Origin of the sequence: Helicobacter bilis ATCC 51630, from assembly GCF_000686565.1 — a bacterium.
Taxonomy (GTDB): Bacteria; Campylobacterota; Campylobacteria; order Campylobacterales; family Helicobacteraceae; genus Helicobacter_A; species Helicobacter_A bilis.
Map to the genome: position 1 here is coordinate 1 of NZ_JMKW01000061.1, position 11,648 is coordinate 11,648.

The following is an 11,648-nucleotide window of genomic DNA, read 5'->3' on the forward strand; positions in this document are numbered from 1 at the left end:
GCATATAAAACTACACAATAAAAGCTTATAAAATCCATTAAGTAGAGAATGCAAAAATAAAGCATTGTTTGCTTATGTAATTTTAATTTGTATCAAAGCTTTAATTAATTTGTAATTTTGCATTGCTTAGTTTGTAACACTTTGTAAAGTGAAAATGTAATATATAATCACTAGATAAAAATCATATAAAAAAGGCTTGTATTTTAAGTTATTAAGGGTATTTTAAAGACAGGAAAGAAACAAAACTTTAAAACCTTATTCATACACCATAATCAAAACTGAAATCTTTAGAATATGTGTTATTTTGCTTGTTTATTGCCATTAGGGATAGAATCTTAATTATAATGAACTTTGAAATAGATTTATATATTTTGTAATTTGAGTGTCGCTTGCGTACTATCCATTCCATCACCAGGTTTGTATTTTCTTTTTAAAATTTGTATTGTATGGTGCAGTGTTGATTGGGATATTACCTTGTTTCTTATTACATAGAATCTTTGCTGTATTTTGCCCCCCCCCCCCACATACACACTGCTTACTAAAAAGTTTATCTTAATAGGGAAACCCTAAGGCATAAAATCTTTCTTTGAAAAACTACCTAATGCGGGAAATTTCTGTTTTTAAGTATGCCTTATAGTGGGGGACTCTATCTCTACTTCAAAGCGAGGGGTATTTTTAAGAGGTTCTATATTATTTAAGAATTATCTCTCCTTTTTAGCTTTCTTAATAAAAAAGAATTGGCTTTAAGTGCAGATGATGTATCCCTAACTTGTATTTTTGTAGATTTTGTATTAATACTGCCAAATTTTTTAGTCCCCAAATACTACAAAACACATTATAACAAAAGAGGTTTTTACAGAAAATCATACTCTACCTTTTTAACCACAAGCCCATTAGAATCTATCATTACTTCAACTCTACCGGCTTTCTTTAAGGATTGCAGAATCTAACCCCTAAAAATACTACTCCCAATGCGAAGATGGTTGCTCCCACATGCAATGGCGATTTCATAATCACTGCTCATACCCATTGAAAGAATATTTGCTTTATAGGGCTTTAGTCGCTCATAAAGATTCTGTGTTTGCAAAAAGCCTTTTTCAATCAAGGCTTTATCATCACTATTTGCACCCATACACATAAGCCCATTAAGCTCTATATTAGGGCATGTTTCTAGAATCTCAAGATAGCTAGAAAAAGCGGATTCCACACAAAAGCCACTTTTAGAATCTTCATTTGCACTATTGACTTGTAACAGGGCTTTCATCTTATAATCTTCTCGCATAAGCCGCTTTTGCAAAGCGTGTGCAAGTTTTAGAGAATGCAGGGAATGAAACAGTGCGGGTTTAATTTGTATTAGCATATTAATCTTATTTTCCTGCAGAGTGCCGATGAAATGCCACTCTATGTTATGTGTAGATAGGGATATGCTTTTTGCCATTAAATCTTGGACTTTATTCTCCCCAAAGGCGATTTGTCCGCATGAAAAAGCCTGTTGTATCTCATCTGTATTACTATATTTACTCACAGCAATAAGATTTATAGAATCTTTTCTATTATAACGCTCTTTTATTCTCTCAATAGATTCTAAAGTTTTTGCTAGATTCTCACAAATCATATTTTTCCCTTTATATATTATTAGGCTTCTTTTTCTCTCTCTGCTGCTAGAATCTCCACTTCTTCTACAAATCTATCTACAATGCTATCTTCACTCATCTTTGCTAAGACCTTGCCACCTTTTATAATATGCCCTATTTTATTGCCAAAGGCTATGGCAATATCTGCGTGTTTTGCTTCGCCAAGCGCATTTACCGCACAGCCCATAACGCTTACTTGCAAGGGCGTTTTAATATGTGCTAGTCTTGTCTCTACTCGCTTAATCGCACTGACTAAATCCGCCTGTATCCGCCCACATGTAGGACATGATACAATGGTAATGCCCTCTTTTTGTCTGCCTGAATAGCGTAAAATGCTTTTTGCAAGTTTTATCTCTTCTTCTAACTCGCCTGTGATAGAGCAACGCATAGTATCGCCGATTCCTTGCATGAGAAGATTCCCTAATGCAATGGAGCTTTTAATCATAGAATGATATAGCGTGCCAGCCTCTGTAACGCCTAAGTGGAATGGATAAGGCACTAATGGACGCAAAAGCTCATAGGCTTCTATTGTGCGTGGTGCATCACTTGCTTTTAAGGATACTTTAATATTTGTAAAACCAAAGTCTTCTAAAAGCTTGATATTATAAAGGGCAGATTCTACCATGCCCTTTGGTGTTGGTCCATATTTTTGCTCAAATTCTTTTTCTAAGCTGCCGCCATTTACGCCAATTCGTATAGGAATGTTTCGCACATTACATGCTTTTACCACTTCTTTTATCTTTTCTTTTGAGCCGATATTGCCCGGATTAATGCGTATGCAATCGGCCGATTCAGCAGCGATTAATGCAAGTTTGTATTTAAAATGTATATCTGCGATAAGGGGCAAACTTGTCATGCTCTTTAGCGTTTTTAGTGCGTGTGCGTCCTCTTCTGTTAGCACTGCTAAACGCACAATGTCAGCTCCCGCTAGTTGCAATCTATCAAGTTGTGCTTTTGTCTCTTCGATATTATGGGTTTTGCTAAAAGTCATGCTTTGCACGCTAATTGGGGCATCACCACCTATGGCTACATTGCCGACATAAATTTGCTTTGTGGGGTAGCGAGGCTTTATTTTATCGCTTTGCATTGTAATCCTTTGTGTGAGTTTTAGAATCTAATAGCCCAAGATTCTAACATATTTTAATTGATTTTTCTATTACCACATAATGACAGATTATTTTTTATGGAATCTATTTTGCTCTGAAAGTAAAAATCACAATGGGGAATGCAAATGGATTTAGAAACACTAGAGAATATGGGAGATGAAGAGATGGCAGGAAAGATTGTCAGTATAGTAGCGATTATGAAGGTATTTGGTAGCAATATGCTTGGCAGAATCTTATCATCGCCACTAAAGTTTGCAAAGCTTATAAAATTTAGCCTTAAGGTTAAAAAGGAGGCAGATAAACTGCAAGATAAAAAAGATATGGGCGATAAGATTGATAGTGGTGTCGCAATGGCAAAGATGATTCTAGAATACAGAAAAACAAATCCAAATGAAATGGAAACGCTATTTGAGATTCTAGAAGAGATGGTGCAAAAATATCAAACAAACTCAGACATAAAGCACGAGATATTAAATCTTATTGAAAAAAATGGTAAGTAGGTGGATCGCAAGTAGGGCTAACATTATATTGTATGCCTAAAATTTTAGTTAAGGGTAAAGTTAGAATATTATTTAGATAGAGTGAGATTCTGTGAATTTTTATGCGTAATTATTATGAAGATTTGGTGTAGCTATAAGCCGAGTTCTGTATTAAGTAATTATTTATCTAGATAATATTTCGCAATATTATTCAAGCGAATAGCTTAAAGACAGAGATATTAACCTGCTATTCTTGCTACGGATTGGGTTTGCATGGCATTTCTTGTTGCCAAGAAATCGGTAGGCTCTTACCCTGCCTTTTCACCCTTACCATGTGAAACATGGCGGTATATTTCTGTTGCACTTTCCCTTAGGTTACCCTAGCCATTTGTTAAATGGAATCCTATCTCTTGTAGCTCGGACTTTCCTCTTTTTCAAGCAATTACTTGCTACACCGCGTGAAATAATACCAAAAAATTAAAAAATCTGTTATTATTTTGAATGCAAAATACATTTTATAAAGGGTGAGGGCATTATGACATATAGCATTGACGATAAGTTGGAGGATGAGTTACATGCAGAAGTCCTTGAGAAAATTGAGCTTTTTCAAAAAGAGCATGTTGTCCCACATCTTATGTTAGCAGCACGCAAAATGAAGCAGTTTGCTATAAGTCATCTTAAAACTTTTCATATTGGATTTGAACAAATTGCTGTTTTACATGCCCTATCACTTGCAAAAGAGTTAAATATCAATCAACTTGCAAAGATTATGCAAAAAGATAGAGGCACAGTTAGTCGCTGTGTAGAATCTTTATGTGCGAAAAAATATGTGATTAAGACAAAATCTATTAAAGACCAACGCATTCATGTCGTTCGTTTGACACAAAGCGGAGAGCAATTTTTCATAGAAGTGTGTCAGTATTTTGAGAGTATCGCACAAAAACCAGAGAGTGCTATGAGTGCTTGTGAGATAAAACAATTTCATGAGAGTTTAGAAAAAATTATTAATTATTGTAAAAATACACAAAAGACATCGCATGCAAATTGCGTGTAAAAGCAAATGGCATTTTTCTACAAAAGTGTTAATGTTTATGGAATCTTGCTAACAATAGCAATGTTATAAACTTGTGAAGTAAGGGGATTGTATGCGGAAGTTTATGGGTATATTATGTCTATTTGGTTGCTGTGTGGCAAAAGAGTTTTCACAAGATAGCGATTATCTTATCGGCGTTCATACGAGAGTGGGTGCGAGTATGGGAGTTGGGATTGAGTTTGGAATGCCGATTATAAAAAGTGGGGTTGTAGAGTGGAGAAATTTTATCGGTGCGGAAAGCTTTGGTATGAAGTTAGCTAGCACACAATATGACACTGCTACTTTGCTGTTTAGCGATAAAATGACTCTAAGCTATCTTACAGGGAGTTCTGTGGCTGCAGCTATTGGGATAAGCTATTTTCGTCCATATTTGTTTCTTAGTGGTGGCTTTGGGCTAACCGGCGGCAAGTATAACTCGTTTGGGACTTCACCATATTATGGGGAAGTGAGTGTTGGTATAGGACATGAGTTTATCACAAAAAATGGACATACATTTTTCTTTGAGTTTGGAGGTGGGGCAATGTTTATAGATAAGGTTGTGGCAAATCAAACACTCACAACACAAGGGACAACAAAAGTTTTAGTTGGATATAGATTCTATTATTCACGCTAAATACGGACGGGCATAAGCATATAGAATCTAAAACAATAAAATCTAAATTAAGAGAGAATACATGCAAAACAAGATTTTACAGGAACGCAGGGAAGCTTTCCTGCAAGAGATAGTTAATGAAGCGTTAGGAAGTTTGGGCGATAGTCTGCTTAACACACTAGAAGTTACAAAAGTGCAATGCTCAAAAGGCAAACATGATGCCAAAGTATTTATAGAATCAAGCAGCATAGATAAAGCTATGCAAAATAAGATTTTACAAGCTTTCAAAAAAGCTCGTCCTATCATACAAGAATATATTTTGAGTGCAACTTCATGGCATACCGCCCCAAAGATTACCTTAGTATTTGATGAAAGTTTGCAAATACAAAATAATCTTGATAAAATTTTTGCACAAATTAATGCCAAATCAAGCAATAACGAAAATAAGGAATGAAGCAATGATAACACAAGATTTGCATGATAAGATTGAATCTTTAATCACACAAAAAGGCTTGGAACTCTATGATATTGAGTTATTAAAAGAAAATGAAAGCATGATTTTACGCATTTCAATCTTTAAGAAAGAGGGTATTAGCCTTGATGATTGTGAGAATATCAGCACACTTATTGCACCACTTTTAGATGTAGAATTAAGCGATTTGGAGGCATATCATCTAGAGGTGAGTTCGCCCGGTGTTGAGAGAAATCTAAAAAAGCCAAAGCATTTTTTATGCAGCATAGGGCAGAAAGTCGCAGTAACTATGTCTAATAAAACGATTATAAATGGCATTTTAGAATCTTATAATACAGATGAAATAACTATAAAAGAGATTCTAAAACCAACAAAGAAAAAGCAAAATAATTTAAAAGAATCTTCACAAGAAGCTAAAACGCATATAATAAAACTGAATGAAACCAAAAAGGTAAAGACTATTTTTGATTGGGATAGTTATAGTTTATAAATAAATTTGGTAGCATACCTGCTCTTATTGTTTTTTTGCTATAATCTTGCAGCCTAGATTCCATTATATAGGATATTTATGCCACAAGTAAGCACACAAAATGCAAAATGCGGCAGTAGATGGCAAGTTGTAAATAATTGGTTACAAAAAGCAAAATATCTTAAAGTAGTAAAATCTCTAAAGGATTTTTCGCTACGCAAAATGGCATAACTTAGATTCCATGTCTTTATAGTCGAATACGGATAGTAAAAATGACAAATCTTAGAATCTATACATATAACGAGCGATGATTGAATACACTTCTCTAGCATAGGTTTCATCGCTTGCATAAGCAGTAGCCTTGCTAATATCCCTTGTGCCAATGCGTGATTCTATAAATGGAATCTTGCCGACTAACTCCAACACATGCTTATCTTGAGAATAACGCAAACCAATATTTAACGCTATATCAAATGCGAGGGGCTTTTTAATCGTATCTTGTCATAAGCTATATAATATCCTTTACCCCAATATACACCACCCAATTGCAATCCACCAATAACGCCAATATTTCCACCAGCAATTTCCACAAAATTATACATAGCATCAACACCAATGCCAAAATGCGTTGCATACATTCTATAAGTGCTAGACATACTCACTAAGGCATATCCCCTTACTCCCAAATTATTACTAAACCAATATTCATAACCACCAAGCACACCATAAGATGCGACACTAAAATTCCAATCACTTATAGAATCTTTATTGGTAATATTATTATGCTTTGCAATCAATTTATGCTTATCTTTTAACATAGAAGTCCCCACCTGTAAGCCAACAAATGCCCTGCCTTTACTCTCTGCGGCTGCACCCTCTGTGCTTTCACTTGCATAAGCCATACTAGAAACAAGCATTAAAGATAAAATACTTGCCTTTATACTCTTTTCAAATCCCATGATTTCTCCTTAAAAATTTGTAATGAATTTGGCATTCTACAAAAAAAAAAAAACAAATCAAGGGTAAATGAAATATTGTATAAAGAGAGAAAAATGTAATTGCATTTCATATTATCACAACTCAAATCACTCTGTATGTTTGCGAGATAAATTTCATGTAATATAAGAAAACACCAAAAACCCTTGAATCGTTTTTTTTTTTTTTGTATAGTTGCGTTTGCTTATGTAAAGGCTATATTCTAAATTTAAGGAATCTCATGTTTCTAAGCACTACTTTTAAAAGACGAATAAAGGGATATATGGCAGAACAAGGTTGGTATGCCTCAAATCTTCATGCACTGCAAGCTGAAATCCTGCAAACACAATTACTTTCAACGCAAAAATACAGCGATCCTAGGCGACTTGAGCATTTTGGATATAAAGCATATAGTCAAAATGATGAAGATGGAATCATACAAGAGATATTTAATCGTATAGGCACGACAAATCGCTTCTTTGTGGAGTTTGGCGTGCAAGATGGGCTAGAAAGTAATACGCATTTTTTGCTTTTGCAAGGGTGGAATGGCGTCTTTATGGAGGGCAGCAGTGAGTATGTAGCACTGATTCAAGAGAAGTTTGCTAGTCCAATAAGTGAGGGGCGACTAAAGGTGATGAATGCCTTTATCACGCGTGAAAACATTAATGATCTTATGCAAGAGAATGGTGCTGCAAAGATTGATGAAATTGATTTATTGTCGATTGATATTGATGGAAATGATTATTATATCTTTGAGGCAATTGAGTGTATTCATCCGCGTGTAATTGTCGTGGAATATAATGCGAAGTTCCCACCACCAGCCCGCTGGATTATGCCCTACAACAAAGAGCATGTATGGGATGGCACAGATAGACATGGGGCGTCTCTACAGGCTTTAGCAGATCTTGGAGAGAAAAAAGGTTATAAGTTAGTTGCTACAAACTTAAATGGTATAAATGCTTTTTTTGTGCGAAATGACTTGGTAGATTCTAATCTCTTTGCCTTGCAAAGCCCAAAAGAGCTTTATAATCCCATGCGATTAATGAGCTTTAGAAGCGGTCATCCCACAAAGGAATATTTAGGGAATCATGCCCTTACTTTAAGGTAGCTGAGATAGTGTAAGTTGTTATTGTGGAACTTGTTATAGTTTTATATATATTCGTTGAAGTAAAGTATCAAGCAATTGTTATATCGAACAAAGTGTTTTGTTTCTTAGCGCATAAGATAACAACATTTTAGATTCTAAAGCTGCAATAACCTGTATTTTATTGAAATCTAAAAACCTTGCCCGATAATTTTAACTTTAAAGCTGTGTTTGAAATAGATTCTAAACATATTTGCAGTAATGATAAAAAACAAGTTACAACTAAGCAAAACAAAATAAAAAATCTCACGCATTAAAACAACATAAAAAAGCAAAAAAGATACAAGACCAAGAGTTATTACAAGACATACAAGAGACAGAGAAAGAATGGCTAAATACTTCTACAAGTTACTATAACATAGCTTCTAATGAATGGCTAGATTATACGACTTATTGGAGTAATCGCATTAAAGAAAAGTTAGAATTAAATGGAATCTTTATGAGTGATAGAGAGATTGAAGAAATAGATATGTGTTTAGAAATTTTCTATGAACATGGGCTTAATGACTTTATTAAGGAATATAAATTATCAAAAAAATCTAAGGAAGTGTAATGGATTCTAAACGAGTAATGATATTTAGCGGGGCTGGGCTTAGTGCGGAGAGTGGATTAAGGACTTTTAGGGATAATGATGGCTTATGGGAAGAGTTTGACATTATGGAAGTCTGCAGTGCGAGTGGCTTTGCTAAGGATAGAAAAAAGGTGTTAGATTTCTATGATAAAAGGCGGATACAATTAGGAGAAGTTAATCCAAATGCCGCACATAAGATGATAGCAAGGCTCAAAGCAAACTATCCACAAGAAGTGGTTGTTATCACGCAAAATGTAGATGACTTGTTGGAGCGAGCTGGGTGTAAAGATGTCATTCACTTGCACGGATTCTTACCTGAAGTGCGTTGTGAATTATGTGAGGCTATCACAAACATTGGCTATCAAGCTATGCCAAAACTTATATGTGAATCTTGTGTGATGGAAACTAAGCTATAATGGCTTAAATCCAAAAACGATTCGTCATTATTAAGCAGGGGTAGCACAACCAAAAAACCACTATTGGGCTAAAAATCCTTATATCTTGGATTCTAATCCTTAACCACACCCCTATTTATTACACCAATCCTTAAATAATACACACCAACACCTATAATCAAAAAAAGCCAAAATGGCAACATTTGTGCGATAAGATCCAGACTATACGCGCTATCAATACCATAATTTGCTTGTTGCAAATACAGCTTCATAAAATATGAAATAGGCAATATTTGACTCCAAAATGACGCAAAGACTTCCATGCTATTTTGCGGATAGGTAATACCTGCAAATGCAAGAGATGGAGCGGTATAAGCGGCTATTACACTGATTGTTTTTGAAGTGTGTTTAAGGATTGATTGAAAGCATATTACAATGCTAGATATTGCCCCAGCAAATACCCCTAATCCAAGCAGGACGATATACATATTCCCCTCTCTAGGATAGCCCAAAGCCCCAAAAACAGCAAGCATAATAATACCCCAAAAGAGCGCTACACCAATGTTTAACGCAAATTTTAATAGCAGAGATTTTATACTTTTTGGCGTAGTATTAATAAGATTTAGCATACCAACCGCCACTAGAATCTGCCACATACAAGGCAGCATAATCGTAAGCAGAAATTGTGCGTAATCATTGCGTGGATTAAAGAGGGCTTCAATCTTTGGGATAATAGGCATAGCCTTTGCCTTTGCGATATTCATATTTGCATCTTTTGCAAGATTCTTACCAACAGAGCTTATTGCATTAAAAGTCGTTAGGGCTTGCAGCATCGCACTATTTATTGCCTTGCCGATAAGCACAAATTGTGCATTATAATAAATGCCAATATTTACCCCTACACCTTTTCTAATGTGTGCTTGAAAATTATTTGGAATCACAACGATTCCATAAATCTTTCCTTGATTGAGATCAAGTTTTGCTTCATGTAGGGAGTTATATTGCTTTGCAATCTGTGTAGCCGGTGCGGATTCTATATAGAATGTTAAATCACGACCAAGTGAGCTTTTATCATTATCAACAACGCCAATAGGTAAATCTGTGGGTATGCTATGAAAGAAAATGCTATATGCAAGTATGCCTAAAAATGGCGGCAATACAAGCCATACAATACAAAACATGCGATATTGCTTTATTAGATTTAAATACTTCATATCTCTCTCAAGTCCTTAAAATCACACATTATACACTATGGATTTTAATATATGACTTAATCTCTTGAAATCGCAAACATGAAAGTGAATCCATTATTTTTTCGGCGAAATTTCGCTCTCATTCCTACCTTGCAATGCTGCAAAATATCTGGCTTTTCTATGTATAGTGTAAGCGTTTTAATCTTTTTAAATGTCTTAAAACAAGTAGCGGCAATATCGTTTAATGCTTCCTCAAGTAAGCCATACTGCTTTGTTTGCACACATTCTATTATTGTATTTGCTACCCTCGCATAATCTAAATAATCTTTAGAATCTTTATAGCGATACTTTATCTTTGCTGATATATTTATCTTTTGTGGTTTTTGTCTTTCTTCAGGTAAGATTCCAATGATTGCCTCAAAGCTTAAATCCTTAATCAAAATACACATTTTCATAATTTGTATATGTCCTTATTCAAAATGTTTTTAATATATAGAATCAATGTTAATTTTTAGAAACTGCGTTTAACTTAAGACTTTTATAAATAAACAATAGCTATGTTCTTTAATTAAAACCTAATACTTTTATATCTTTACACAATATTCCATTTACCCTTGATTTGTTTTTTTTTGTAGAATGCCAACTTCATTACAAATTTTAAGGAGAAATCATGGGATTTAAAAAGAGTATAAAGACAAGTGTTTTATCATTGGCACTTATTTCTAGTATGGCTTATGCCGATGGATTAAAAGAGGAAAAAAGTGGTGGTTTTGTTGGTTTGCAGGCTGGGACTTCGCTTTTGCAACAGAAAAATGAGTATCATTGGAACAATCCATATAATAGAAATATTTCTAAATACAACTATACAACTGCAGCGTATGGTGTGCTTGGTGGTTATGAATATTGGTTTAGTAATAGTTTGGGTGCGCGTGGTTATGCACTCTTTAGTGGGGGCTAATTTCTATGTTATGCAATTTGGAGTTGGTGCTGATGTGATATATAACATTACAAATGTTGCTGATGGGAATCTAGGCGTTATAGCTGGTTTGCAATTAGGCGGTGTGTATTGGCTAAACTCATGGTATTGGTGGGGTAGCTCTAGTAATCAAAACTCACTAGCATTTGATATGGCATTAAATATTGGTGTGCGTTGGACTCAAAATGAGCATGTGATAGAAGTGCTTGGTAAGATTCCATTTATAGAGGCACATACTGGCACATATCTTTATAGTGATGGCGATAAAAACGAATATTATTCAAAAGAGACTTTCTCATTTGTTGCGCGTTATATGTATAGATTCTAGATTTATTATCTAACTTCACTTTTCGCCATGTTGTCATGGCATTTATCCTTATTTATGATTGCGTTGCTATTTTGTCAGATTATCAACGCAAGCTTTCCTTATCAAACAATAAAATGGCATAATAAACCTGCATTGCAATATACAATATATAGTGCATAAAATACACAAAATACATATTTACAATGCTTTTATGCTATAAAAAAGACAACTTTTTGTTTTTT

The 11,648-nt window shown here is 34.6% G+C and carries 15 protein-coding genes, 1 other RNA gene and 1 pseudogene; 10 read left to right on the forward strand and 7 right to left on the reverse strand.

The window, feature by feature from the left end; all coding sequences use genetic code 11:
* Positions 1 to 946: 946 nt before the first annotated feature.
* On the reverse strand, positions 947 to 1,615 hold the full coding sequence (locus tag T368_RS0109780) for a YggS family pyridoxal phosphate-dependent enzyme (protein WP_004084954.1): 669 nt from the start codon (positions 1,613 to 1,615) through the stop codon (positions 947 to 949).
* A 20-nt stretch (positions 1,616 to 1,635) separates the two neighbouring features.
* Positions 1,636 to 2,721, reverse strand: a complete 1,086-nt coding sequence (ispG, locus tag T368_RS0109785) for a flavodoxin-dependent (E)-4-hydroxy-3-methylbut-2-enyl-diphosphate synthase (RefSeq protein WP_004084956.1) — start codon at positions 2,719 to 2,721, stop codon at positions 1,636 to 1,638.
* 144 nt (positions 2,722 to 2,865) lie between these two features.
* Between ispG and T368_RS0109790 the strand changes: the two genes are divergently transcribed.
* Entirely contained in the window at positions 2,866 to 3,240 is a 375-nt protein-coding gene (locus T368_RS0109790; protein ID WP_004084958.1) for a hypothetical protein, read from the forward strand.
* Between the two features lie 118 nt (positions 3,241 to 3,358).
* On the opposite strand, the gene rnpB is transcribed toward T368_RS0109790, so the two are convergent.
* Positions 3,359 to 3,677, reverse strand: an RNA gene (gene rnpB / locus T368_RS14665) — RNase P RNA component class A.
* A gap of 77 nt (positions 3,678 to 3,754) precedes the next feature.
* On the opposite strand from rnpB, the gene T368_RS0109795 reads away from it, so the two are divergent.
* The 5 genes from T368_RS0109795 (at position 3,755) to T368_RS17190 (ending at position 6,076) form a co-directional block, all read left to right on the forward strand.
* A complete protein-coding gene (locus tag T368_RS0109795; protein ID WP_004084960.1) occupies positions 3,755 to 4,273 on the forward strand; it encodes a MarR family winged helix-turn-helix transcriptional regulator in 519 nt (172 codons plus the stop codon).
* A 91-nt stretch (positions 4,274 to 4,364) separates the two neighbouring features.
* Entirely contained in the window at positions 4,365 to 4,925 is a 561-nt protein-coding gene (locus T368_RS0109800) for a hypothetical protein (protein WP_027338458.1), read from the forward strand.
* Positions 4,926 to 4,986: 61 nt separating this feature from the next.
* A complete protein-coding gene (gene rbfA / locus T368_RS0109805) occupies positions 4,987 to 5,358 on the forward strand; it encodes a 30S ribosome-binding factor RbfA (protein WP_004084965.1) in 372 nt (123 codons plus the stop codon).
* A gap of 4 nt (positions 5,359 to 5,362) precedes the next feature.
* A complete protein-coding gene (locus T368_RS0109810; protein WP_004084967.1) occupies positions 5,363 to 5,866 on the forward strand; it encodes a ribosome maturation factor RimP in 504 nt (167 codons plus the stop codon).
* 78 nt (positions 5,867 to 5,944) lie between these two features.
* Positions 5,945 to 6,076: a hypothetical protein gene (locus tag T368_RS17190; RefSeq protein ID WP_004084969.1), complete on the forward strand. Its 132-nt coding sequence runs from the start codon at positions 5,945 to 5,947 to the stop codon at positions 6,074 to 6,076.
* Positions 6,077 to 6,127: 51 nt separating this feature from the next.
* Here T368_RS17190 and T368_RS16825 read toward each other — a convergent pair whose 3' ends face one another.
* Together T368_RS16825 and T368_RS0109825 are read right to left on the reverse strand one after the other, a co-directional pair.
* Entirely contained in the window at positions 6,128 to 6,295 is a 168-nt protein-coding gene (locus tag T368_RS16825) for a hypothetical protein (RefSeq protein WP_230455595.1), read from the reverse strand.
* 14 nt (positions 6,296 to 6,309) lie between these two features.
* Positions 6,310 to 6,804: an outer membrane beta-barrel protein gene (locus T368_RS0109825; protein ID WP_004084971.1), complete on the reverse strand. Its 495-nt coding sequence runs from the start codon at positions 6,802 to 6,804 to the stop codon at positions 6,310 to 6,312.
* A 257-nt stretch (positions 6,805 to 7,061) separates the two neighbouring features.
* On the opposite strand from T368_RS0109825, the gene T368_RS0109830 reads away from it, so the two are divergent.
* A complete protein-coding gene (locus T368_RS0109830; protein ID WP_004084973.1) occupies positions 7,062 to 7,928 on the forward strand; it encodes an FkbM family methyltransferase in 867 nt (288 codons plus the stop codon).
* Positions 7,929 to 8,516: 588 nt separating this feature from the next.
* Positions 8,517 to 8,930 (forward strand): annotated as a pseudogene (locus tag T368_RS13900) (Sir2 family NAD-dependent protein deacetylase); the annotation flags it as partial.
* Between the two features lie 113 nt (positions 8,931 to 9,043).
* Here T368_RS13900 and T368_RS13905 read toward each other — a convergent pair.
* On the reverse strand, positions 9,044 to 10,144 hold the full coding sequence (locus T368_RS13905) for an ABC transporter permease (RefSeq protein WP_004084978.1): 1,101 nt from the start codon (positions 10,142 to 10,144) through the stop codon (positions 9,044 to 9,046).
* A 56-nt stretch (positions 10,145 to 10,200) separates the two neighbouring features.
* On the reverse strand, positions 10,201 to 10,578 hold the full coding sequence (locus tag T368_RS0109850; RefSeq protein ID WP_004084979.1) for a dihydroneopterin aldolase: 378 nt from the start codon (positions 10,576 to 10,578) through the stop codon (positions 10,201 to 10,203).
* A 215-nt stretch (positions 10,579 to 10,793) separates the two neighbouring features.
* Here T368_RS0109850 and T368_RS16830 point away from each other — a divergent pair, with 215 nt between their 5' ends.
* A complete protein-coding gene (locus tag T368_RS16830) occupies positions 10,794 to 11,081 on the forward strand; it encodes a hypothetical protein (protein ID WP_004084039.1) in 288 nt (95 codons plus the stop codon).
* Entirely contained in the window at positions 11,059 to 11,427 is a 369-nt protein-coding gene (locus T368_RS16835; protein WP_027338308.1) for an outer membrane beta-barrel protein, read from the forward strand. Before T368_RS16830 ends, T368_RS16835 begins: the two co-directional genes overlap by 23 nt.
* The last annotated feature ends 221 nt before the right edge of the window (positions 11,428 to 11,648 follow it).